Raw genomic sequence first — 23,183 nt, forward strand, 5'->3', positions numbered from 1 at the left:
TAGCATTTACTGTAACATGTGACCACAAAAATATTTTTGAAGGAATTCCTTGCATTCATGCAGAATATACATGCAAAAGGGGGAATGTTCATGAATTGGTCTACAAAGGTAACTGAATTACTAGGGATTCAATACCCGATTATTCAAGGTGGACTTGCATATTTAGCATATTCTGAGCTTGCAGCAGCCGTAAGTAATGCTGGGGGGCTAGGGCAAATTACGGCGATGAGTTTACGCACACCAGAGGAATTACGCGAAGAAATTCGAAAAACACGTGCATTAACTGACAAGCCGTTTGGGGTGAACTTTGCGATTGGTATGCATGGACAAGGGTATGAGCCAATGGTCGAAGTAGCGGCAGAAGAAAACGTCGCAGTTGTCACAATGACTGGCGGCAACCCAGCGCCTATTTTTGATATTTTAAAACAGAGCGATGCTAAAAAGCTTGTACTCGTTGCCGCGCGTCGCCAAGCGCAAAAGGCGGAGGAGTTAGGGGCAGATGCTGTCATGGTAGTTGGGCAAGAAGGTGGCGGTCATTTAGGGCGTGATGATGTTGGAACGATGGTTTTAATTCCACAAGTCGTCGATAGCGTATCCATTCCAGTTATTGCGTCAGGTGGTATTGGTGATGGGCGTGGCTGGATGGCAGCGCAAGCTTTAGGTGCAGAAGGAATTGAAATGGGTACACGTTTTATTGCCACGCAAGAATGTGTACACGCCATTGACCGTTATAAGCAAGCGTTAATTGATGCGTCTGAAAATGATACGGTCGTCATTAAACGTTCAATTGGTGGACCCGCGCGTGCGTTACGTAATGCGTTTATCGACGAGATTTTAAATATCGAAGCAACGACACCTACGTATGAGGCATTACGTGACTATATTAGCGGTGAGGCGAATACACGTTATATTTACGAAGGGTTAGACAATGGTTTCGGCTGGGCTGGGCAAGTAACAGGTTTAATTAAAGATATACCGACTGTAGATACACTTATTCGCCGTATGGTTGCAGAAGCAGAGGCAATTCGTTTAAAATGGGGAGAAGTTGAAATAAGAAAGTAGGTTTTGTAATGGAATATTCATATCCATTATCACCAGATTGGTCGACGCAAGAAATGATTGACGTTGTAAAGTTTTTTGAGTGTGTCGAAGCAGCATATGAAAAGGGCATTATTGCGGAAGATTTTATGAAAGCGTACCGTCGTTTTAAAGAAGTTGTGCCATCACAAGCAGCTGAAAAAACAATTTGTCGTGAATATGAAGAAGCAAGTTCATATATTCCGTACCAAGTTGTGAAAGCGGCAAAAGAAGCGGCACCAACACAAAAAATTCGTGTGGAAGTGCAACAAAAACGTCGTAAATAAAAGAAGGACTTACGGGAGTGTTTCATCTCCTGTAAGTCTTTTTTTGTTTAGGCTGTTACAAATACATGCTCTTTGACGATTTGTGCTAACGCCATGACTGTATCAAAACTATCGCCAGGGAATTCTGCACGTACAAATTCTACATTTAATTCCTTCGCTACAGCTTCACAATCAGGACCAATTTCAATAAATGATTCTACATCTGCGGCTAGTGATAATAATTCACATGTTACAAATGCTTGTGTACCTTCTGAAGCTTGTGCGCGGATGGCATCCTTTACATCAGGAGCTAACCAGTTTGCTTTGCCACCAGAAGAACGATAAACAGCCGCGTAATTATCAACGCCGACTTTTTGAGCAATCGCATCGGCTAATGCTTGGAATTCACCTACGTATGGCTCATTGCCTTCAGGTTTAATTGGTTGGCTATGCACTGTAAAGTACACATACGCGTTGTCACGTACAGCAGCAGGTAGCCAATGAATGGCACGTGATACACGGTCAGCATAAATGTCGACAATCGCAGGGTGTGTGTTCCACCCTTTAATGGCAATATGCTCGATATTTTTTCCTTCTAACAGTGCGGCTGTTTCATCGTGGAAAGCGCCAGCGCCCGACGGAGAGAAGATTGGATTAATAGGTAATGTTACAACTGTTGTTGCGCCATCTTTAATTGCTGTTGTTACAGCGTCTTCTAAAAATGGTGCGGTATGTTTATAAGCGTTATATACTTTGACGTCTTGTTGCAAAGTAGTTGGTAAAACGTGTTGTAACCCTTGCGCAATGCGTTGCGTAGCAGATGCGATAAAGTCTGCTTGTGCAGGTTGTTTAAATTGTGCCACAATCTTTTCAAGCATTGGTGGTGGTACTTCACGCCCGCCAATAATATGGCTGAAATATGTAGGGATATCGTCGATAGAAGCGGGTGCGCCGTATGCAAAATGAATAACTGCAATCATGAAAAATCTCTCCTTTAAATTGTATTTCGTCTTTATTGTAAGTTAATTGATATTAATTCTCAATGGATTTTTGTCACAAGTGTCGACAATAAAAAAAGATGCCGAAAAGGAAATTTCGGCATCTGTCTATATTTATGAAATGTTTGCTAATGTTTTGTAAATCGGTAGTAACTTTGTAAAAGTTTCTTCTGTTAATTGATAAAATTCATCGCTAGACAATTGAACAGCTTCTTCAGCTGGAATATGAACGCCGACTAAAAATTCACCTTTTTTCACATCGCGTAAACGTGTCAGTAATTTTTCAGTGCCAGCTGTGCCTGCGTCCGCAAGTGAAATCGCAGCAGGTGACATATGGTCGCCTGATAGCATGTAGTGAGCAGGAAGTGCTGTAATTTGTTGCATATTTTGTAGTAAACGTTCGGCCATTTGTTGTTTATTTGGCGATTCATAAATCACACCAACCATCATAAATAAATGGCTTTCCCATAAACCGATTTGGAAATGAGGGAGTGACTTATAGCCACGCTTATAGGGCGCAAAGGCTACCCAAGAATCTTTTGGGGGATTGACGGTACGTCGTGCGTGTTTCGCTACATGCGCAAAAAATTCATCGCCCAAATGCGTGCTGAAAAATTGTGAGAAAGCATCACCTAACGCATAAAACTTAGGACGGACATGTGTTGTTAGTGCCTCCATACGTTGTTCTAAGCCATCAATTGTAAAAACAGCGAAATCTTCGTTTGTCCATTTATATTGTGTCAAAATTATTAACTCCTTTCAGAAAATAAGGTTTATATTGTGAATTATTTGGGAACATTTTTTATAACAAAACAAACTCCATCGTAAACCAACATAGATGTTTTGTAAATTTACCTTCCATAATGGATGAAAGGCGTTGATAGGTTATGAAACAAATCGTTAAAATTATACGCAAAGTTGACATTGAAAAGCAATACGAACAAGTTTTACGTCTGGAATTAGATTATGAATTAGCTTCGTTATATGATGCGATGAACCAACAGGATGAGATTCAAAAAGCAAAAAGTAAAAAACGTTTAGCTGAAATTCAACGTGAGTTAGAAGGAATGCGCGCATATGCTTAAAAAAATTTTACAAAGTCCATAAAAACACTTGCTGAATATTCCGACAGCAGGTGTTTTTTTGTTATACTACTATTTAACAGACGATAAAAGCTAAAGGTTGATAGAGCTTTTAGAGGTGAGAGGTGGCAATCGCTGATGGATATAAATGAACTCAATCAATTTGCACAACAATTAATTCGCGAAGCGGGGCAACGTATTCGCGATGCCTTTTCATATGATTTAGAAATTGAAACGAAATCAAACCCCAACGATTTAGTAACCAATATTGACCGCGAGACCGAGCTTTTCTTTATTGAACGTATTCAAGCATTTAATGCCGAGCATCGTATTCTTGGTGAAGAGGGCATGGGTGAGACGGTGACAGATTTAAATGGCGTTGTTTGGATTTTAGATCCGATTGACGGCACGATGAACTTTGTAAAGCAACATCGTCACTTTATGATTTCAGTTGGTATTTTAGTCGATGGTGTTGGGAAGCTCGGATACATATTTGATGTGATGCGTGAAGATTTATTTTATGCGATTGCCGGACAAGGTGCTTGGTATAATGATTCACCATTACGTCAGCTCCAGTCGCTACCGATTGAAGAAGCGGTTATTGGTGTGAATGCACGCTGGGTTATGCAAAATGAACAAGTGAACCATGAAAAAATTAGTGATTTAGTGCGCACAGTACGCGGGACACGTTCGTACGGGTCTGCTGCAATGGAAATTGCGTTTGTTGTAACAGGTAAGCTAGATGCGTACATGTCGATGCGTTTAGCACCGTGGGATATCGCAGGAGGCGTAATTATTGCGAATGAAGTTGGAGCAGTTACATCTACGCTAACGGGTGGTCCGATTGATTTCTTATCATCTAATCATTTTATTATTGCGAATCCATCCATTCACGACGTTATTTTACGAGATTATATTGAAGTCTTATGTTAAAAAGCAGGGGTTGTCACAGATTTTTCGAATTTGTGATGCTATAAGAATAGAAAAATATCCTTCAGCAGTTGTCATTGCTGAAGGATATTTCTTTTTGTCCCAAACTGTTTGTTTATTGTTGTTCTGGCTCTGGATCGCCTAATAAGCCTGCTGCAATAAATTTTTTCTTTTGTTTCATACCTTGCATAAAAATGACACAAAGTGCCACAATGCTTAAGAAGATACCGATAAAGCCAATCGTGTTGTATTGTGTACCTGTAGCGCCTACAACTGAGACGAATAAACCGATTGAAATCATTGACGCGATGGCACTTAGTGCGTAGAAGAACATCGTAATTTTTGCTTTATTCATATGCTCACAACCCCTATCATCTAAAATGTACGACGTGAAAAGCCGTTAATTGTAAAAATCTTTGAAAAGACAACTTGCCTTTCATGTGCTATAATATCACAGTTAAACAATTGAAAAAAGAATATGGAGTGGAATAATGACAAATTTACGTCAAGATATTCGTAATATCGCAATTATTGCCCACGTTGACCATGGTAAAACAACGTTGGTAGATGAATTATTAAAACAATCAGGTACTTTCCGTACGAATGAGCGCGTTGAAGAACGTGCAATGGACTCAGGTGATATCGAGCGTGAGCGCGGAATTACAATTTTAGCGAAAAATACAGCAGTAAACTATAATGGGACACGTATCAACATCCTTGATACGCCTGGACACGCAGACTTCGGTGGAGAAGTAGAACGTATCTTAAAAATGGTAGATGGCGTTTGTTTAGTTGTCGATGCGTATGAAGGTTGTATGCCTCAAACACGTTTCGTTTTAAAGAAAGCTTTAGAACAAAAAATTACGCCAATCGTTGTTGTTAACAAAATCGATAAACCTTCAGCTCGTCCATTAGAAGTAGTAGACGAAGTATTAGAATTATTTATCGAATTAGGTGCAGAAGACGATCAATTAGATTTCCCAGTAGTATATGCTTCTGGTGTAAACGGTACTTCTTCTTTAGATCCAGACCCAGCAGCTCAAGAAGATACATTAGTACCTTTATTTGAAAAAATTATTGAAACAATCCCAGCGCCAGTGGATAACTCAGACGAGCCATTACAGTTCCAAGTATCATTACTTGACTACAATGATTTCGTAGGTCGTATCGGTATCGGTCGCGTATTCCGTGGAACGATTTCAGTAGGTCAACAAGTATCATTAATGAAATTAGACGGCAAAGTGAAAAACTTCCGTGTAACGAAAATTTTCGGTTTCTTCGGCTTAAAACGTGAGGAAGTTCAAACAGCTAAAGCTGGTGACTTAATCGCCGTTTCAGGTATGGAAGACATCAACGTAGGTGAAACAGTTTGTCCAACTGACCACCAAGAAGCATTAACGCCATTACGTATTGATGAGCCAACATTACAAATGACTTTCTTAGTAAACAACTCTCCATTTGCAGGCCGCGAAGGGAAATGGGTAACATCATCTAAGATTGAAGAGCGTTTACGTTCACAATTACAAACAGACGTATCTTTACGCGTTGAAGATACGGATTCTCCAGATGCTTGGACAGTTTCAGGTCGTGGTGAGCTTCACTTATCGATCTTAATCGAAAACATGCGTCGTGAAGGTTATGAATTACAAGTGTCTAAGCCACAAGTAATCATTAAAAACATCGATGGCGTAAAATCAGAGCCAATCGAGCGCGTTCAAATCGACATTCCTGAAGAAAACACTGGTGCGATTATCGAGTCTATCGGTACACGTAAAGGTGAAATGTTAGATATGATCAACAACGGTTCTGGTCAAGTACGTTTAATCTTCAACGTACCAGCACGTGGTTTAATCGGTTACACAACCGAGTTCATGTCATTAACAAAAGGTTTCGGTATGATGAACCATACATTCGATCACTACGCACCAGTTGTTCCTGGTAAAGTAGGCGGACGTCACCAAGGTGTATTAGTATCAATGGAGAACGGTAAAGCAACGACTTACGGTATGATGGGTGTTGAGGACCGCGGTACATTATTTATCGAGCCAGGTACTGAAGTATATGAAGGTATGATCGTTGGTGAAAACACACGTGATGCAGATATTACTGTAAACATTACGAAACAAAAACAAAAAACTAACATCCGTTCAGCGAACAAAGACCAAACGAATGTTATTAAAAAGCCACGTATCCTTTCTTTAGAGGAAGCGTTAGAGTACTTATCAGATGACGAGTACTTAGAAGTAACACCAGAATCAATTCGTCTACGTAAGCAGATCCTTGACAAAGGTGAGCGTGAGCGTGTAGCGAAGAAAAAGAAAAACGCTGAATTAGAAGCTTAATTTTTGCGAGCCCTTCTCTAACATTTGTTAGGGGAGGGTTTTTCTTTTTAAAGAAAATTATACGTAAACGAGCAATTATGGTAATGTAATATATAATAGAAGCTTTTTTACATAAAGGGGTGGGACTGTGGAGTTATGGTTAACAAACGGGACGCTATTAGCAGCGACCATTGAAGAAGAAAATGCTTTTGTATTTGGTCGAATGTCCGGGGTGACGCGTTATCTTTATGAAAATCTACCGACGTATGATATCGCAGGCTATGTCGTATTTGTTTTAGTATTTTTACTCAGTGCACTTGTGTATAAATTAGGCTTTGCGAAACAGCTACGCCTTGGGCAAAATATGATTATTTACAGCTTCTTATTTGTCGGGTGTATAATTTTAACGTTTTTAGCATTATTTTTACCAATGGTCGAAGGTTTGCTTGTGGCAGCGCTCATTTTAATCGTTTATAAAATGCGCCTGAAGCGGGAGAAAAACGAGCAAGCTGCGTAAATGGCATAGAGCCAAACACAGAAAAAAGACCGTCCGACAAAATCGGGCGGTCTTTTTAATGATTCATCTAGTCGTTAAAATTCATTATCTACTGGATGAGAGGAACGGAAAAAGCGGAATTGTCCTGTAGCAAGACGTGCTTCTGTTTTTTCCGTAATACGTTCGCGACAATCGATGCACATAAATGTGTGAATCGGACGGTTGCGAAGTTTTTTTGCTTCAGGCAAATTATCATCTAAATCAATGACATTATCACAAATAACACATTGTACGCGCATAATGATTGTGCCTCCTATTGAATGCGAATTGCTGTCACATGCGTAATTGGGTTGTCAACATTCGAGCCATCGTCAAATAAAACATGCACAGGGCCATCCTCATTTAATGGCTTTCCTTCATGTGAGAACTTTAAAATCAGTGAGCTAGCATCGGCTAATGAGAAATCATATGTACCATTTGCTGTTTCAAGCGTTACGGTTGTCGCATCTTCTAGTGGCTCTGCATTTTTAATAAATGTACCAAGTACCATACCGAATGTACCTGTTTGCATGCCTTTACGGTCGAATTTACGCTCTGTTTTTAATGTCGGTGGGTAAACTGCGCCTTCCATAATTTCACGAGACCAGTGTTTACCAACTGCATCTAAATATTTTTCATCTGCATCTTCAACGATTTTTTCATCGACGAAATATGTTTTTAAGTCGATTTTACGATCGTCAAAAATCCAAACTGTAGGATCTAATGTTAACGAATATTTTGTTTTGCCGTTTAGTGGAAGTATAAATTCCATGGGTATTTCCTCCTTCAATCCTGCTTTACGTTTACAGTATAACGCTTATTGACGCGACGTACAAAGATTAATTCTTCAAAAGATTGAGGATTCACGTAACAATACTTGCAATTTTGTACACTAAACGATAAAATTTATAAAGATAGAATTGAAGAAATATAGGTAATGGGGGCGTCCTCATGGATACTACACAACACACTTCCTATCAGGAGAAAGCGTTACAGTTGTTAAATGCTGATGCTGAAAAAATAGCACGTTTAATAAAAGTGCAGATGGATCACTTAACAATGCCGCAATGCCCGTTGTATGAGGAAGTATTAGATACACAAATGTTCGGCTTATCTCGCGAAATTGAATTTGCCGTTAAATTAGGGTTAATTGAGCGTGAGAAAGGGAAAGAGATTCTAGATTCACTTGAAAAAGAACTTTCTGTTTTGCATGATGCATTTACAGACAAATAACATGGAAAACTCAAACTCCACTGCGGCGTTTGAGTTTTTTTTCTAACGAGGTATGAACATGGAAGAAACAACGAATAAAAGACGTCGATCTTCGGCGAAAAAAAATAGTGCGCCAACATCTTCTGTTGATAAACCGACATCAACGAGAGGCGAAATGCTGAAGGTGGTTGGCACTGCGTTTAAACGTAATTTGCGCAATATGGATTGGTACATAGTAATTCCGTATATTATTTTATGCGTATTTGGCACCGTGATGATTTACAGTGCGAGTGTATGGTGGGCGATTGTGCAATATGATTCACCGCCTGACCATTATTATATAAGGCAGCTGCGTTTTTTAGTGATGGGCTTCGTGCTCGCGAGTTTTGCAGCGTTAATTTCGTATCGTATTTACCGTGAAAAAACAATAATGTGGCTCATTGCAGGGGGGACATTGTTGCTACTAGGGCTTGTTCACATTATTGGATACGGTAAAGACACAGTAGGTTCTCAAAGTTGGATTTCGTTTGGCTTCTTTAGCTTACAACCGTCTGAAATGGCGAAGTTAGGGATTATTTTAATTTTAAGTGGCTTAATTGCCAATCGTATGCGTGTTCAAAGCATTCAAGATATTTCATATAAACGTTATATTTTATATTTAGTGTTCCCAGTTTTATGTTTATTTTCGATTGGGAATGAGACGGATTTAGGTGCAGTCATTATTGTCGCGGGTATTACGGTGTCGATTTATATGTTAAGTGGCATACCGTTTAAAAAGTTTGCGATTTTTACAGGCGGTATGGGCTTAGCAATGGGACTAGCCATTGCGTTTATGGCACTTGCGACAGATATTTTCAATGGCAGCCGTTTAGGACGCTTTGAGGCATGGTTTAATCCATTTGAGCATGCAAGAGACACAGGCTATCAAATTGTTCAAGGTTATTTAGCCATTGGTGCAGGTGGTCTTGAAGGAGTCGGCTTAGGGCAGTCATCTCAGAAGCTGGGCTTTATTCCAGAACCGCAAACCGATTTTATTATGGCGGTTATTTCTGAGGAAATGGGCTTTATCGGCGTATTACTTGTCGTTGGGTTACTTTATCTGATTGTTTGTCGTGCATTATTTATTGCATTAACAACAAAAGACCCGTTCGCACGTATGGTTGCAGGCGCTATTGGCGTATGGATTGGCTTACAAACATGTATTAATTTAGGTGGGATGGTCGGCTTCCTTCCACTAACTGGTGTAACATTACCTTTTATTAGCTATGGCGGTTCTTCACTTATTTTGTTATCTTTAGCTATAGGGATACTTATTAACATTTCAATTAATGAGAAAATCCGAAAACGAAAGAAGCACAAGGGGGAAGGTTAATACATGTCAGTCATTAACAAAGTGTTGGTTGCCAATCGTGGTGAGATTGCAATCCGAGTATTTCGTGCGCTAACGGAAATGAAAATTAAAACGGTAGCGATTTATTCAAGAGAGGATAGCGGCTCATACCACCGTTATAAAGCGGATGAGTCGTATCTTGTCGGTGCAGGGAAAAAGCCAATCGATGCGTACTTAGACATCGAAGGGATTATCGCCATCGCTAAAGAATGCGGGGCGGATGCGATTCATCCCGGCTATGGTTTTTTATCTGAAAATTTGCAATTCGCAGAGCGTTGTGAACAAGAAGGGATTATCTTTATCGGTCCTGAATCACGTCACCTGAATATGTTTGGTGATAAAGTAAAAGCGCGTGAGCAAGCAATTGCAGCAGATATTCCCGTAATTCCAGGTACGGACGGCCCCGTGGCGGATTTAGCAGAAGTCGAACGCTTTGCGGCAAGTCACGGCTATCCGGTGATGATTAAGGCAGCACTGGGCGGCGGTGGTCGCGGTATGCGTCTTGTTGAATCAGCAGATGCACTATCAGAAGCCTATGACCGTGCAAAATCAGAAGCAAAAGCAGCATTTGGTTCAGATGAAGTGTACGTTGAAAAAGCAATTATTCAACCAAAACATATCGAAGTACAAATTATCGGAGATATACATGGTAATATCGTGCATCTATATGAGCGTGATTGCTCGATTCAACGTCGTCACCAAAAGGTTGTCGAAATTGCACCGTCGATTTCAGTAACGGAAGATTTACGTCACCGCATTTGTGATGCAGCTGTCAAACTGATGAAAAATGTCGGCTATGTCAATGCCGGTACGGTCGAGTTTTTAGTGGCAGGCGATGAGTTCTACTTTATCGAAGTGAATCCACGTGTCCAAGTTGAGCATACGATTACCGAGATGATTACAGGTATTGACATCGTGCAAACGCAAATTCGCGTTGCAGCGGGGGAAAATTTATTTACGGAAGTTGGTTTACCACAGCAACAAGATATTCCGTTATTCGGTTATGCGATTCAATCACGTGTCACGACGGAAGACCCGTTAAATAACTTCATGCCTGATACAGGGAAGCTACAAGTGTACCGCTCGTCAGGTGGCTTCGGTGTCCGTTTAGATGCCGGCAATGGTTTCCAAGGGGCAGTTGTTACACCGTATTATGATTCGTTACTTGTAAAAATTTCGACATGGGGTACGACATTTAAACAAGCAGCGGAGAAAATGGACCGTAACTTACGCGAATTCCGTATCCGTGGTGTGAAAACGAATATTTCATTTTTAGAAAATGTCGTGGCACATCCAAAGTTTTTAGCAGGGGATTTCAATACAAGCTTTATTGATACAACAACGGAGTTATTTGATTTCCAATTACCGCGTAACCGTGGTTCGAAATTACTGAATTATATTGGGAATGTAACAGTCAATGGCTTCCCAGGTGTTGACGTAAAATCGAAACCAATTTTAGCGCAACCGCGTCAACCACAAATCATCGTACCAAGCGATTTAACAGGTACTAAAACGATTTTAGATGCGCAGGGCGTTGATGGTTTAGTATCATGGATTAAAGCGCAACAAGACGTGTTAATTACGGATACAACGATGCGTGACGCACACCAATCATTACTTGCAACACGTATGCGTACAGCAGATATGTTGGCGGTAGCGCAAGAAACAGCGGCAGGTATGAAAGACCACTTCTCACTTGAGATGTGGGGCGGTGCAACATTTGATGTGGCGTACCGTTTCTTAAAAGAAGACCCATGGAAACGTTTAGCACAGTTACGTGAAGCGATTCCGAATGTGTTATTCCAAATGCTTGTACGTGGTGCGAACGCCGTTGGTTATAAAAACTACCCAGACAATGTTATTCGTGAGTTTATCGCGGAGTCAGCAGCAACAGGTATTGATGTGTTCCGTATTTTCGATTCATTGAACTGGTTACCATCGATGAATGTATCGATTGAAGCAGTGCGTGATGCAGGGAAGGTAGCAGAAGTAGCTGTATGTTATACAGGCGATATTTTAAATGACGGTCGCGATAAATATACGGTGCAATATTACAAAGATATGGCACGTGAGGTAGAGCAAGCTGGTGCCCATATTTTAGCGATTAAAGATATGGCAGGGTTATTAAAGCCGGAAGCTGCATATCGTTTAGTATCCGAGTTAAAAGAAGCAACAGAGTTACCGATTCACTTACATACACACGATACGAGTGGAAATGGTATTTACACATATGCACGTGCAATTGAAGCGGGTGTAGACATTATTGATACAGCACTTGGTGCGATGTCAGGTTTAACATCACAGCCATCTGTGAACTCGCTTGCTTATGCGTTAGATGGTGCACAGCGTCAAGCACGTGTCGATATTGAATCGCTTGAGAAGTTATCGTATTACTACGAGGATGTACGCAAGTTTTATAGTGAATTTGAAAGCGGTATGGTCAGCCCGCATTCAGAAGTGTACGTTCACGAAATGCCAGGTGGTCAATATAGTAACCTACAGCAGCAAGCAAAAGGTGTAGGACTTGGCGACCGTTGGGAAGAAGTAAAAGATATGTATGGTCGTGTAAACTTATTATTTGGTGATATTGTGAAGGTAACACCATCGTCAAAAGTTGTTGGCGATATGGCATTATTTATGGTCCAAAATGATTTAGACGAAGAGACAGTCATTACACGCGGTATGTCGCTTGATTTCCCAGCATCTGTTATCGAGCTATTCCAAGGATACTTAGGGCAGCCACACGGTGGATTCCCGAAAGATTTACAACGTGTCATTTTAAAAGACCGTGAAGCGATTGCAGTTCGTCCAGGTGAGCTATTACCAGCTGTAGAATTTGATGCATTACAAGCGATGCTAGAAGAGAAATTCCCGAACCGTACAATTACAAAACAAGACTGCTTAGCACATGCGCTATATGATAAAGTGTTTGAAGAATATGTCACAGCTGAAGGGCAGTTTGGTGATATTTCGGTGCTCGACACACCAACCTTTATTTACGGTATGAAAATTGGCGAGGAAATTGACGTTGAAATCGAAACAGGGAAAACGTTAATTATTAAACTTGTATCGATTGGTGAAGCACAGCACGATGGTACACGTGTATTATACTTCGAGCTGAATGGTCAATCACGTGAGCTTGTTATTCAAGATATGACAATTGATACGACTGGTAATACGGCATTAAAAGCGAATCCAACAAATCCAAATGAAATTGGTGCGACAATGCCAGGGACAGTATTAAAAGTTGTTGTATCAAAAGGTAGCCCAGTAAAACGCGGCGACCATTTACTTATCACAGAAGCGATGAAAATGGAAACAACGGTACAAGCGCCAAAAGATGGCGTTATTAAAGAGGTCCATGTGAAAGCTGGTTCAGCCATCTCAACAGGTGATTTACTCATTGAGTTTGAGTAAAAATAAGTAATTACAACATATCATGCTTAAGAGCGCTGCCAAAAACGCCATATTGTGTGACAAATATCGTGTTTACGCCAAGCCGTATCCACGGAAAGCGTCGCTATGTGGCGTAGCACTAAAAGCAGAAAAATGAGTTTGAGACAAAATAAAGTGTTAGGAGAAATGATGAAATTTCTCCTAACACTTTTCTGCTTTCATCGTCGTACACTTTCGAGCAGGCTTTTCTGCGTGTAGTCTCTCGCTCGTACTGTTCCGCCAGAAGTCCGTTCTTCGTTTAATGACGACGTATACAATTTTTATCATTGAACATCGTTGGTGTTTATTTGAATTATGCTGCTGTCCAATTGTGTTCTTTTTTACTATTTATTAAACGATGAAGCTTCAGATTCTTCAAGATAAACATTTTTTTCAAGGGATGCAACGGTTTCCGGTTTCGTCACTTCCGTACTTCGTGAAACGAGCATAACGGAGTAACAAAGCAAGCCAAAAAGCATCGAAATAAATAAGGAATGCCCGAGTGCTACGAATAATTGAAGGCGTGTCAAAACGACAAGCATACCCGTAATCATTTGTGCACCAACGAGACAAGCAGCACCTACCCATGTGTAAAGAAGTGCTTTTTGTTGGCGTTCATGGCGAATGACATGAATCGCAATTGAAAAAATCCAAATAATTAAAATGAGTACAGCAAAGCGATGTCCCATTTGAATCCATTCGTATTGATTAGCAGGTAATAGATTCCAGCCGCGTTCAAAATGACACACTGGCCAATCAAGACAGGCTAAGCTAGATTCCGTATGACGAACAAGAGCGCCGGTATAAATTGCTATGTATGAATAAAGCGTAACTGCGATTGTTTGTCGGCGGAGTTTTTTAGTTACTTTTACATGGTCAGCATCAAATTTTCGGTCTACTTCAAAGACGATAAGTGTTAGTAATAAAACAGACGCAAAGGAAATAAGAGAAATGCCAAAATGCAGTGCTAAAATAAAGTCGCCTTGTCCCCATTTTACCTGAGCAGCACCAATTAAGGCTTGCGTAAATAAGAAAATAACGGACACAGCAGAAAGAAACTTTACTTCACGAATATGTCCAAGTTTTCGCCAACATGCAACTGCTAGTAATACGATGAAAATCGAAACGAACGCGGTCACAGCACGATGTGAAAATTCAATTAATACTTCGGCTGTAATTTCCTTTGGGATTAGCGAGCCATTACAATCTGGCCAGTTACGTCCACAACCTAAGCCACTATCTGTCTTTGTAACGAGCGCTCCTCCAAGTAAAATACATAACATGCCAACAGAGGAGGCAACTGCAATCCATTTGAGCCAAGTTTGTTGCTTCATATGCGTCACCTACTTTATGAGTAACGAACGTCCAAAAGAACGTGCCTGCTCCTTTATGTTATCGGAAGTAGAAAAAAAATACAACTTTTAGAATATATGATGCGTAAAATAGATAAAAAATATTTTTCAGTCAATTAAGGGGCGTTTGGCACGCGAGGTACTTTCAAACAATAGTAATTTTTAGCGATTTTTTCTGAAAATAATAGAGAGAGTATGAAATATATAAACATTGGACGGTATTGTGAAAAAGCAAAATACCGTCCTTTTTATTTCTCCTTTATGCTATTTTGTAGTAGTCGCTTTTTAGCAGTTTGTGTAATTTTTCGATAATATATAGAAATAAAAGGAGAAGTTCGATATAGTTATGGTAGCGGAATATGCTTACAAAAATGAAAGACACTCGCTAAAAAAGCTACAAAAATAAAGCGGACTCGGTAAATATGTACATGGAGAACGAGGAAGCAAGCGTGTTTGTTCTTTGCCTTGTAAGTGAATTTTTGATGTTCGGTTGAAATATACCGAAATTGTGGAGACGAGCGGGAATCTTTGTGTCAAATGTGCTGAGATCCAGATGAGTGATTGTGGATGTATAATTTTCTGAAGGTTGGAAATATTGCACGTGTGCAGCGTTCATCGATATACCGTTGTCACCACAGGACAATACAACACGAAAGAGGGGTTGAATGTAGCTATGATGAAAGGATTAAAGAAATGGCGTCTGTTTGGTTTATTGGCGACACTCACAGTCTTTTTATCAGCATGTGGTGAAGAGTATTTATCAACATTGACACCTGCTGGTAAAGTCGGCGAACAGCAATTTAATTTATTAATACTTTCAACGGCAATTATGGCATTTGTAATTATCGTTGTTTGCGCGATTTACCTCATTTCATTCTTTAAATTCCGTCGATCTGTTGTCGGTGAAAACGTCATTCCAAAGCAAGTAGAAGGAAGCCATACATTAGAAGTAATTTGGACGGTTATTCCTGTTATTTTACTGCTTATTTTAGCAGTGCCGACTGTAACGGCTACGTACAAATTAGGCGATACATCAGGCATGGATGCAGTTGACGAAAATGGCGATAAACAGGCATTGACGGTAAATGTAACAGCTAAGTTATATTGGTGGGAGTTTGAATATCCAGACTTAGGTATTGTTACGGCGCAAGAATTAGTTGTACCAACGGGTGAGAATGTATATTTCAATTTGATTGCGGCAGATGTGAAGCACTCATTTTGGATTCCAGCAGTTGGCGGTAAAATGGATACCAATGTAGAAAACTTAAATAAATTTTATCTAGAATTTGGTGAAGAGTCAGCAGATTTACAAGAAGGTGTATTTTACGGGAAGTGTGCCGAGCTTTGTGGCCCATCGCACGCACTGATGGACTTCAAAGTAAAAACATTAGCGCGTGATGATTTCGATACATGGGTAAGCGCGATGCAAAATACAGCGGACCGTCCTGTTGCAACGGATGTGCAAGCAGGGGAGCAAGCGTTTGTCGATAATGCCTGTATTTCTTGTCATGCGACAGATGCCACCGCTGTAACACCTGATAATCCATATGCGTCAAATGCAGTTGGTCCAAACTTAGCAACCTTTGGTGATCGTAGTCGTGTTGCAGGCATTTTAGAGCATACGGAAGAGGAAGTCGTAAATTGGCTGAAACACTCAGATGACATTAAACCAGGAAATTTAATGCCCGTATATGAGGATGTACCGGAGGAAGAATTAGAGGCGATTGCCGCTTACTTAATGAGCCTATCGGTAGAAGAGTAACGAGATAAGACGAACTGCAATACGTACTTGAGGGAGGTAGACATTGTGAGCTCAATCGCTAAGAAAAAAGGGTTTGGCGCAACCGTTTGGGACTATATGACAACGGTTGACCATAAAAAAATCGCAGTAATGTACTTAGTGGCTGGTACGTTGTTCTTCGTGTTAGGTGGTATTGAAGCGCTATTAATGCGTATTCAATTAGTGCAGCCGAACAATGATTTTGTATCAGCTGGGTTTTTCAATCAGTTAATGACGATGCACGGCACAACAATGATTTTCTTAGCCGCCATGCCGTTGTTATTTGCGTTTATGAATGCGGTTGTTCCATTGCAAATCGGGGCGCGTGACGTAGCATTCCCATTTTTAAATTCATTAGGTTTTTGGTTGTTCTTCTTCGGTGGTGTGTTCTTAAACTTATCATGGTTTTTAGGGGGAGCCCCCGATGCAGGATGGACGTCGTATGCGTCATTATCTTTATACTCGGAAGGACATGGTATCGACTTTTATGTACTAGGTCTACAAGTATCAGGCGCAGGGACATTGATTTCAGGTATTAACTTTTTAGTAACGATTATTAATATGCGTGCACCTGGGATGACGTATATGCGTATGCCACTGTTCACGTGGACAACGTTTGTAGCAAGTGCATTAATTTTATTCGCTTTCCCACCATTAACAATCGGTTTAGCGTTGATGTTATTTGACCGAATGTTTGGTGCGAATTTCTTTGACCACACAATGGGTGGTAATACTATTATTTGGGAGCATTTATTCTGGATTTTCGGTCACCCTGAAGTATACATTTTAGTGTTGCCGGCATTTGGTTTATTCTCAGAAATATTCGCGACGTTCTCACGTAAACGATTATTCGGTTATTCGTCGATGGTATTTGCCACAATTTTAATTGGTTTCTTAGGTTTCATGGTATGGGCGCACCATATGTTTACAGTGGGTCTAGGAGCGACGGCGAATGCAATTTTTGCAGTTGCCACGATGTTGATTGCGGTACCGACCGGCATGAAAGTATTTAACTGGCTGCTCACAATGTGGGGTGGCTCGATAAAAGTAACAGTGCCAATGCTTTATGCACTCGGCTTTATTCCATCATTCGTAGCTGGTGGGGTAACCGGAGTGATGCAAGCAGCAGCACCACTTGATTATCAGTTACATGATTCATACTTTATCGTTGCCCACTTCCACTATGTAATTGTTGGTGGTATCGTACTTGCATTATTCGGTTCAGCACATTATTACTGGCCGCTGATGTTTAATCAAATGTTAAGTGAAAAGTTAGGGAAAATAACATTTTGGTTATTCTTTATCGGATTCCATTGTACGTTCTTCGTACAACATTTCTTAGGATTAATGGGTATGCCACGTCGTGTTGCTACATACTTAGACAACCAAGGCTGGGATACATTTAACTTAATTTCGACAGTAGGGGCATTTTTAATGGCAATTGGTGTACTAACGCTTGTCATTAACGTGATTATTACGGCTGTGAAAAATGAGAAAGTTGGACGTGACCCGTGGGGAGATGGACGTACACTTGAATGGGCGATTCCACAACCTGTACCGTTTTATAATTTCCGTCAAACGCCACTTGTGCGCGGTTTAGACACGTACTGGATTGAGAAGCAAGAAGGCAATACGGAAGGGATGACATATGCAGAGCCACTTGGTGATATCCATATGCCAAACAATTCCATTATTCCGTTCGTTATGTCTGTCGGGTTATTTATTGCCTCATTTGGGGCATTATATAATATGGATGCGGATAAAGGCTGGTCGATTTATTTACTCATTGGTGGTCTATTAATTACCTTTATTTCGATGTTTGTACGTTCTGCAAAAGATGACCATGGTTATCATCTTCATGTGGAAGATATTATCGCAGAAGAAGAGCGTTTATACGGCAAAAAAGGGGGTCATGAGTGATGGATTTTAATACGAAATTCACGCCACAAACGTGGCCAGACCATCCAGAGCAAGCAACGTTAGAAGGGAAAAATAAATTTGTTGGCTTCTGGTTATTTTTAGCCTGTGAGATTGTCCTATTTGCGTCCTTATTTGCCACATATTTAGCATTAAAAAATAAAGGACCAAATGGGATGGGCGCAGAATTTACGACACAAGCATTATTTGAATTACCACTTGTGTTTGTTATGACGATGGTGTTATTGACGTCGTCATTAACATCTGTGTATGCCATGTACCATATGAAAAATCATAATTTTAAAGGTACACAAACCTGGATGGGGATTACGGTATTGTTAGGTGCAGTATTTTTAGGGCTTGAAATTTATGAGTTCAACCATTACGTACATTTAGGTTTTAACTACACACATTCAGCCTTTTCATCAGCGTTTTACACATTAGTTGGTACTCATGGTGCCCACGTACTATTAGGGTTATGTTGGATTACGGCGTTAATTATTCGAAATAGTAAGCGCGGCTTAAATTTATACAATGCCCCGAAATATTATGTAGCAGCCTTATATTGGCACTTTATTGATGTTGTGTGGGTATTTATCTTTACAGTCGTGTATTTGATGGGAGCGATGTAACATGGCACATCATGGTGAAGTCGTTGCAAAGACGGCTACAGAATTTAAATATGCACGTGAACAGCGCGCTGCCGGTATGCGCATGCAAGTTGTGACATTTGCGTTGATGATTTTTTTAACGCTCATTGCTTTTTTAGCGGTTGGCGCAGGTTTTTCTTTCTACTTTGTCGCACCGGTTATTTTATTATTAGCAGGCGTGCAAGTCGTGTTGCAACTGTATTATTTCATGCATATGAATGAACGTGAGATGGGATTGATTTCATTCTTCATGTGGAGTGGTATTTTAGTCGCGTTTATTACGATTTTATGCTTTGTCACAATTATTTGGTGGCATAACGCATGGTAAGTTAAACTGTCACAAGTAGGTGTCCACGCTCTTTGTCGAGGACACCTTTTGTGTCTCTCTGAACAACTATTTCATGAAATAGCAAAACATTTGCAACGACATCTGTCTGTTTTCATGAAAATTGTCATACGTTGTTCATTGAAGTACTACATAGGGATACTTATAATGAAGCTAGTGAGAGAAGGGAAGCGTTTTCTATGAAGCTAAGTGTATTTGGCTTTCAGGCGTTATGGAGTCCGTATTTTCTTTGTGTCATCATTCTTGTGTCATTGTTGTTTTTTGCAAGTGCGACAACATGGCGGCATCGCTTTTCAGTAAGTGAGCCTCTAACAAAGGCACAAGCAGTTTATTTTAGTTTAGCGATGATGTTATTGTATATTGTAAAAGGAACACCAATTGATGTACTTGCCCATATTAGCTTTACGATGCATATGGTGCAAATGGCGTTACTCCTTTTATTAGTGCCGATTGTGCTCATAAAAGGAATTCCGTGGTGGATGTGGCAAGCCTTTATTTCGTTGCGGATTATTCGACCATTATGGCGCGTGGTGACACAGCCGATTGTGTCCTTATTTACATTTACATTATTGTTTAGCTTCTATCACATTCCTGTTATTTTAGATGTTGTGAAATTAAGTGAGCCGCTTCATGCAGCGTATACGAGTCTATTATTTAGTAGTGCTGTATGGATGTATTGGTCATTGTTAAATCCAATACCAGGTAGTAAAGAGATAAAGGGCTTACACAAAATAGGCATTGTCATGGCGAATGCGGTACTTATTACACCCGCGTGTGCACTTATTATTTTTGCAGATATGCCGATGTATGAGACGTATGTAGCCGGAGATGCTTGGTTGCAATCGATGGCGCTTTGTGTGCCAGCATCGACATTAGCGATGTTGCCATCACTTGGTGTCACAGGGCCAGAATTATTTATGTCCATGTCGACACTTGAAGACCAACAGCTTGGTGGAATTGTGATGAAGATTATTCAAGAAATTATTTTCGGTGCGTTATTGTATTCAATTTTCCGCAAGTGGTATAAAAACGAGCAGAAAAATGCGGATGCAATTACGGCTGCAGCGTTGGAAGAACGCAAGGCAATGAGTCAATATTATTAAAGTTATAGGAGCGTATTATGGAGCATTTGTTTGGAGAATATTTATTACCAACAATTAGTACAACATTTATTGTCATTAGTGCAATTTTTGTAGCAATTGGTTGGGTATTAGTGGCAAGAGGGAAGATTGAAGCGCATAAAAAAGCGATGTTAGCAGCTGCTGTATCAGCGATTATTTTCTTTGTTATTTACGCATCACGCACTGTATTTTTAGGGAACACATCATTCGGTGGCCCAGCGGACTTAAAAATTTATTACACGGTATTTTTAGTGTTCCACATTATTTTAGCAACATCTGGCGCGGTATTTGGTTTAGTGACATTATGGTTAGGTTTAAAGAACAATATTAAAAAGCACCGTAAAATTGGACCAATTACAAGTGTGATTTGGTTCTTCGTAGCTATTACAGGAACGGCTGTATATTACTTGTTATATGTGAAATATCCAGGTGGTCCAACAACATCATTAATTAAAGCGATTTTAAACTTCTAAGTTGAATACATGACAAAACCCTTCGGTCGTATAGGCGACCGAAGGGTTTTTACGAATAACGCAAGCTTATTACGTAGCAGGTGTAGCAACGATGCCAAACGCAGCAAATTGCTGTTCGACATCGTGTAAAATTCGTTCACAAGCTTGCACTAAATGGTCTGGGAATATTTCGTCTGTATATTCGACACCGTGCGGATAATAATATTTGCCAAGTGCAGGTTTTAAAATTTTTAGTGTTGCATTATGTGCACCAACATCACCGTCAACGGCGTATGTAAACACACGTAGGTAGAAACGGCCTTCAGCAACGTCGAAACAACGGTCAAATGTTTTGCGGTCATAATCCCATGCCCCCGTACTTTCAAGGCCAACGTTCGCCATTACTTTTTCCATTAATTCTTGGTCTGCGGTAATTCCTTCAAGATTTTGGTTTTCAAAGTACATCACGATCTTCCTCCTTTGCAATTGTCTTACTAATTATAATAATAGAGGAAAGAACTTGTGCTTGCAACGCTTACATTGTCGATTGTGAAGGATTCTTGTTATAATGAAGCGAATATACATCGGTTATACGCATAATACGGTACAGTAAAAAGAGAGAATACACGCTGGGGGAACAACTTTGAGAACGATTTATAAATTGATAATTGCCATTTTCGTAGTAGGGTTTATTACGTACTATACAACGAGTTCTGTGAAAGAAAATAAAGCGTTAGAAGGGCCTCAAGTAACGGAGCCACTCCCTCAACAACAACTAGAAGAACAGGTGAATGCTTTAGAGCGACCATCTGAAGGTGTGTCGACATTTGTTGGACAATCTTCAGATGCTTTTTTAGCGAAATACGGAGAGCCACAGCGCAAAGATTTATCGAAATATGATGATGAGTGGTGGATTTATAATACGTCGTATGATGCGTTTATGATGGTCGGTATTACAGCTCAAACCGTTACACAAGTATATGTTGGTGGAGAGCATATTAATATGCATCCATTTTATGTGCAACAACCGATTGACGAGTTATATCGCTCGATGATTATACAGTCAGAAGTAAATGTGCCGATTGGTGATAATTTATATAGCTTTACATTATCAGAAGAGGATTTACACACACGTTTATTAATTGCGTATGAAGGTATGTACGCACAAGTTTATTTACATGAAGACACATCGACAGTACAAGCGGTGCGTTTTATTGATGCGAAGACGCTTGTAGCGCAACAGCCATACGAGATGATGTTTATGGGAGAGCTGGTGACGATACAGCCACCGACGTCGTTCCAACAGCAGGAAATTCATGCAGGGCAGACGGAACAACTTATTGATTTAGTCAATGTAGCGCGCACATCTCAAGATTTATTGCCACTCATCATGGACGATGCATTGCAAATAGTCGCACAACAACATAGTGAAGAAATGGCACAGGAAGGGTATTTGTCGAATGAGTCACCGACAAAGGGCGATATTAAAGAGCAGTTAAAAACAGCAGACATCGCTTACGAAACAGCAGGTTCGAATGTGGCGATTTCATATGTGGATGCAATTGAAGCGATGCACGGATGGATTAACTCTGCCAGTCACTACGAGCTGATGATGGATGACGCCTTTACACATGTAGGGGCGGGTGTATTTTTAGATAATTACACACAAATATTTATTGAGCAGCAATCTATAGAATAGTGAAAGCCCTTTGAACATGCAAACTGTTCAAGGGGCTTTTTATCATTTACGGTAAAGGGATACGCGGAGTGATAATATGAAATGTACCGGTTGCAAAGGCGATATCGCGTCCATCACTATCTACGACACGACACTCGGTAACAATCGATGTGCGCCCAGCTTTTATAATTGTCCCGGTTGCAATGAGTTCAGCAGCTTGTGTCGTTGCTAAATAGTGAATTTGCATCGTTGATGTCACAACAAGTTTTTGTTGTTGCTGTGCTTGTGCAGTGGCGATTCGGCCCATTGCTCCGTCAATAATCGTCGCGATAATACCGCCATGGGGACTTTGAATACTGTTTTGAATCGCTGGTGTATTTTGCACACGTACAATGCCTGTATGATCAGTTGTTTCACCCGTTGAACCAATGAGTGCGTTGAGTGGAAGGCGGTATTCTTCATTATGTATATGTGCATCGAAGCGTTCGAGAACATCTGTTAACAGTTGTCGCTGCGCATCATTGCAGTCTAGAAGGGTTGCTGCTAATTTTTCGATTAATGGGTCCATGATAGTCAACTCCTTTTTCAGTATATGTTAGTACAAACATAGCATAAAATTTGTTATGATGGTGAAAGAATGG

General features: G+C 40.3%; 24 protein-coding genes. 16 read left to right on the plus strand and 8 right to left on the minus strand.

Features of this window, described 5'->3' with window-relative positions; translation table 11 throughout:
• Positions 1-90: 90 nt before the first annotated feature.
• Positions 91-1,062 carry an NAD(P)H-dependent flavin oxidoreductase gene (locus A6M13_RS04175; RefSeq protein WP_066543147.1) on the plus strand — a complete coding sequence of 324 codons (972 nt, stop codon included), beginning with the start codon at positions 91-93 and terminating at the stop codon, positions 1,060-1,062.
• An 8-nt stretch (positions 1,063-1,070) separates the two neighbouring features.
• Entirely contained in the window at positions 1,071-1,364 is a 294-nt protein-coding gene (locus A6M13_RS04180) for a UPF0223 family protein (RefSeq protein WP_066543151.1), read from the plus strand.
• Positions 1,365-1,411: 47 nt separating this feature from the next.
• Here A6M13_RS04180 and A6M13_RS04185 read toward each other — a convergent pair whose 3' ends face one another.
• Together A6M13_RS04185 and A6M13_RS04190 are read right to left on the minus strand one after the other, a co-directional pair.
• Complete coding sequence (locus tag A6M13_RS04185) at positions 1,412-2,323, minus strand: ferrochelatase (protein WP_066543153.1); 912 nt, start codon at positions 2,321-2,323, stop codon at positions 1,412-1,414.
• 132 nt (positions 2,324-2,455) lie between these two features.
• Entirely contained in the window at positions 2,456-3,085 is a 630-nt protein-coding gene (locus A6M13_RS04190; protein WP_066543156.1) for a YktB family protein, read from the minus strand.
• Between the two features lie 143 nt (positions 3,086-3,228).
• On the opposite strand from A6M13_RS04190, the gene A6M13_RS04195 reads away from it, so the two are divergent.
• Positions 3,229-3,426 carry a hypothetical protein gene (locus A6M13_RS04195; protein ID WP_066543158.1) on the plus strand — a complete coding sequence of 66 codons (198 nt, stop codon included), beginning with the start codon at positions 3,229-3,231 and terminating at the stop codon, positions 3,424-3,426.
• A 135-nt stretch (positions 3,427-3,561) separates the two neighbouring features.
• On the plus strand, positions 3,562-4,356 hold the full coding sequence (locus tag A6M13_RS04200; protein ID WP_066543159.1) for an inositol monophosphatase family protein: 795 nt from the start codon (positions 3,562-3,564) through the stop codon (positions 4,354-4,356).
• A 112-nt stretch (positions 4,357-4,468) separates the two neighbouring features.
• Here A6M13_RS04200 and A6M13_RS04205 read toward each other — a convergent pair whose 3' ends face one another.
• On the minus strand, positions 4,469-4,708 hold the full coding sequence (locus tag A6M13_RS04205) for a DUF5325 family protein (protein WP_066543161.1): 240 nt from the start codon (positions 4,706-4,708) through the stop codon (positions 4,469-4,471).
• Between the two features lie 136 nt (positions 4,709-4,844).
• Between A6M13_RS04205 and typA the strand changes: the two genes are divergently transcribed.
• On the plus strand, positions 4,845-6,695 hold the full coding sequence (typA, locus tag A6M13_RS04210) for a translational GTPase TypA (protein WP_066543163.1): 1,851 nt from the start codon (positions 4,845-4,847) through the stop codon (positions 6,693-6,695).
• Positions 6,696-6,897: 202 nt separating this feature from the next.
• Positions 6,898-7,191, plus strand: a complete 294-nt coding sequence (locus A6M13_RS04215) for a YlaH-like family protein (protein WP_083998236.1) — start codon at positions 6,898-6,900, stop codon at positions 7,189-7,191.
• Positions 7,192-7,265: 74 nt separating this feature from the next.
• Here the strand turns inward: A6M13_RS04215 and A6M13_RS04220 are convergent, their stop codons facing one another.
• Together A6M13_RS04220 and A6M13_RS04225 are read right to left on the minus strand one after the other, a co-directional pair.
• Entirely contained in the window at positions 7,266-7,469 is a 204-nt protein-coding gene (locus A6M13_RS04220; RefSeq protein ID WP_066543168.1) for a YlaI family protein, read from the minus strand.
• 14 nt (positions 7,470-7,483) lie between these two features.
• A complete protein-coding gene (locus tag A6M13_RS04225) occupies positions 7,484-7,981 on the minus strand; it encodes a hypothetical protein (RefSeq protein WP_066543170.1) in 498 nt (165 codons plus the stop codon).
• 179 nt (positions 7,982-8,160) lie between these two features.
• On the opposite strand from A6M13_RS04225, the gene A6M13_RS04230 reads away from it, so the two are divergent.
• Genes A6M13_RS04230 through A6M13_RS04240 form a run of 3 tightly spaced genes read left to right on the plus strand, consistent with a single transcriptional unit; the run spans position 8,161 to position 13,228 of the window.
• Positions 8,161-8,442: an Fpa/YlaN family protein gene (locus A6M13_RS04230; RefSeq protein ID WP_066543172.1), complete on the plus strand. Its 282-nt coding sequence runs from the start codon at positions 8,161-8,163 to the stop codon at positions 8,440-8,442.
• A gap of 58 nt (positions 8,443-8,500) precedes the next feature.
• On the plus strand, positions 8,501-9,793 hold the full coding sequence (locus A6M13_RS04235; protein ID WP_245669230.1) for an FtsW/RodA/SpoVE family cell cycle protein: 1,293 nt from the start codon (positions 8,501-8,503) through the stop codon (positions 9,791-9,793).
• Positions 9,794-9,796: 3 nt separating this feature from the next.
• A complete protein-coding gene (locus tag A6M13_RS04240; protein WP_066543173.1) occupies positions 9,797-13,228 on the plus strand; it encodes a pyruvate carboxylase in 3,432 nt (1,143 codons plus the stop codon).
• A 362-nt stretch (positions 13,229-13,590) separates the two neighbouring features.
• Here A6M13_RS04240 and A6M13_RS04245 read toward each other — a convergent pair whose 3' ends face one another.
• Positions 13,591-14,580 (minus strand): COX15/CtaA family protein, encoded by a 990-nt coding sequence (locus A6M13_RS04245; RefSeq protein WP_066543178.1) that lies wholly within the window; start codon positions 14,578-14,580, stop codon positions 13,591-13,593.
• Between the two features lie 691 nt (positions 14,581-15,271).
• On the opposite strand from A6M13_RS04245, the gene coxB reads away from it, so the two are divergent.
• The 6 genes from coxB (at position 15,272) to A6M13_RS04275 (ending at position 20,885) form a co-directional block, all read left to right on the plus strand.
• Positions 15,272-16,360 (plus strand): cytochrome c oxidase subunit II, encoded by a 1,089-nt coding sequence (gene coxB, locus A6M13_RS04250; protein ID WP_066543180.1) that lies wholly within the window; start codon positions 15,272-15,274, stop codon positions 16,358-16,360.
• Between the two features lie 45 nt (positions 16,361-16,405).
• The gene (gene ctaD, locus A6M13_RS04255) at positions 16,406-18,298 is read left to right on the plus strand and encodes a cytochrome c oxidase subunit I (RefSeq protein WP_066543182.1); all 1,893 of its coding nucleotides are present in this window, start codon (positions 16,406-16,408) and stop codon (positions 18,296-18,298) included.
• A complete protein-coding gene (locus tag A6M13_RS04260) occupies positions 18,298-18,927 on the plus strand; it encodes a cytochrome (ubi)quinol oxidase subunit III (protein WP_066543184.1) in 630 nt (209 codons plus the stop codon). The genes ctaD and A6M13_RS04260 overlap by 1 nt, the downstream gene beginning before the upstream one ends.
• Before the next feature lies 1 nt (position 18,928).
• A complete protein-coding gene (locus A6M13_RS04265; RefSeq protein WP_066543186.1) occupies positions 18,929-19,273 on the plus strand; it encodes a cytochrome C oxidase subunit IV family protein in 345 nt (114 codons plus the stop codon).
• Between the two features lie 197 nt (positions 19,274-19,470).
• Positions 19,471-20,394, plus strand: coding sequence for a cytochrome c oxidase assembly factor CtaG (gene ctaG, locus A6M13_RS04270; RefSeq protein WP_066543188.1), 924 nt, complete (start codon positions 19,471-19,473; stop codon positions 20,392-20,394).
• Positions 20,395-20,411: 17 nt separating this feature from the next.
• The gene (locus A6M13_RS04275; RefSeq protein WP_066543190.1) at positions 20,412-20,885 is read left to right on the plus strand and encodes a DUF420 domain-containing protein; all 474 of its coding nucleotides are present in this window, start codon (positions 20,412-20,414) and stop codon (positions 20,883-20,885) included.
• Positions 20,886-20,954: 69 nt separating this feature from the next.
• Here A6M13_RS04275 and A6M13_RS04280 read toward each other — a convergent pair whose 3' ends face one another.
• Positions 20,955-21,329 carry a YugN family protein gene (locus tag A6M13_RS04280; RefSeq protein ID WP_066543195.1) on the minus strand — a complete coding sequence of 125 codons (375 nt, stop codon included), beginning with the start codon at positions 21,327-21,329 and terminating at the stop codon, positions 20,955-20,957.
• Between the two features lie 178 nt (positions 21,330-21,507).
• Here A6M13_RS04280 and A6M13_RS04285 point away from each other — a divergent pair, with 178 nt between their 5' ends.
• On the plus strand, positions 21,508-22,563 hold the full coding sequence (locus A6M13_RS04285; RefSeq protein ID WP_066543196.1) for a CAP domain-containing protein: 1,056 nt from the start codon (positions 21,508-21,510) through the stop codon (positions 22,561-22,563).
• A 46-nt stretch (positions 22,564-22,609) separates the two neighbouring features.
• On the opposite strand, the gene A6M13_RS04290 is transcribed toward A6M13_RS04285, so the two are convergent.
• Complete coding sequence (locus A6M13_RS04290) at positions 22,610-23,110, minus strand: PaaI family thioesterase (RefSeq protein WP_066543197.1); 501 nt, start codon at positions 23,108-23,110, stop codon at positions 22,610-22,612.
• Positions 23,111-23,183 lie beyond the last annotated feature (73 nt).

The organism is Caryophanon tenue (genome assembly GCF_001700315.1).
In the GTDB taxonomy this organism is placed as follows: Bacteria; Bacillota; Bacilli; order Bacillales_A; family Planococcaceae; genus Caryophanon; species Caryophanon tenue.

Bases quoted from the DNA above. Each gene is read 5' to 3' on its own strand.
- A6M13_RS04260 (WP_066543184.1), top strand. From the start codon at position 18,298: ATGGATTTTAATACGAAATTCACGCCACAAACGTGGCCAGACCATCCA.
- A6M13_RS04280 (WP_066543195.1), bottom strand. From the start codon at position 21,329: ATGTACTTTGAAAACCAAAATCTTGAAGGAATTACCGCAGACCAAGAA.
- A6M13_RS04245 (WP_066543178.1), bottom strand. From the start codon at position 14,580: ATGAAGCAACAAACTTGGCTCAAATGGATTGCAGTTGCCTCCTCTGTT.
- A6M13_RS04225 (WP_066543170.1), bottom strand. From the start codon at position 7,981: ATGGAATTTATACTTCCACTAAACGGCAAAACAAAATATTCGTTAACA.
- A6M13_RS04175 (WP_066543147.1), top strand. From the start codon at position 91: ATGAATTGGTCTACAAAGGTAACTGAATTACTAGGGATTCAATACCCG.
- A6M13_RS04200 (WP_066543159.1), top strand. From the start codon at position 3,562: ATGGATATAAATGAACTCAATCAATTTGCACAACAATTAATTCGCGAA.
- A6M13_RS04240 (WP_066543173.1), top strand. From the start codon at position 9,797: ATGTCAGTCATTAACAAAGTGTTGGTTGCCAATCGTGGTGAGATTGCA.
- A6M13_RS04265 (WP_066543186.1), top strand. From the start codon at position 18,929: ATGGCACATCATGGTGAAGTCGTTGCAAAGACGGCTACAGAATTTAAA.
- A6M13_RS04220 (WP_066543168.1), bottom strand. From the start codon at position 7,469: ATGCGCGTACAATGTGTTATTTGTGATAATGTCATTGATTTAGATGAT.
- coxB (WP_066543180.1), top strand. From the start codon at position 15,272: ATGATGAAAGGATTAAAGAAATGGCGTCTGTTTGGTTTATTGGCGACA.
- typA (WP_066543163.1), top strand. From the start codon at position 4,845: ATGACAAATTTACGTCAAGATATTCGTAATATCGCAATTATTGCCCAC.
- A6M13_RS04235 (WP_245669230.1), top strand. From the start codon at position 8,501: ATGGAAGAAACAACGAATAAAAGACGTCGATCTTCGGCGAAAAAAAAT.
- ctaG (WP_066543188.1), top strand. From the start codon at position 19,471: ATGAAGCTAAGTGTATTTGGCTTTCAGGCGTTATGGAGTCCGTATTTT.
- A6M13_RS04180 (WP_066543151.1), top strand. From the start codon at position 1,071: ATGGAATATTCATATCCATTATCACCAGATTGGTCGACGCAAGAAATG.
- A6M13_RS04290 (WP_066543197.1), bottom strand. From the start codon at position 23,110: ATGGACCCATTAATCGAAAAATTAGCAGCAACCCTTCTAGACTGCAAT.
- A6M13_RS04195 (WP_066543158.1), top strand. From the start codon at position 3,229: ATGAAACAAATCGTTAAAATTATACGCAAAGTTGACATTGAAAAGCAA.
- A6M13_RS04230 (WP_066543172.1), top strand. From the start codon at position 8,161: ATGGATACTACACAACACACTTCCTATCAGGAGAAAGCGTTACAGTTG.
- A6M13_RS04275 (WP_066543190.1), top strand. From the start codon at position 20,412: ATGGAGCATTTGTTTGGAGAATATTTATTACCAACAATTAGTACAACA.
- A6M13_RS04215 (WP_083998236.1), top strand. From the start codon at position 6,898: ATGTCCGGGGTGACGCGTTATCTTTATGAAAATCTACCGACGTATGAT.
- A6M13_RS04185 (WP_066543153.1), bottom strand. From the start codon at position 2,323: ATGATTGCAGTTATTCATTTTGCATACGGCGCACCCGCTTCTATCGAC.
- A6M13_RS04205 (WP_066543161.1), bottom strand. From the start codon at position 4,708: ATGAATAAAGCAAAAATTACGATGTTCTTCTACGCACTAAGTGCCATC.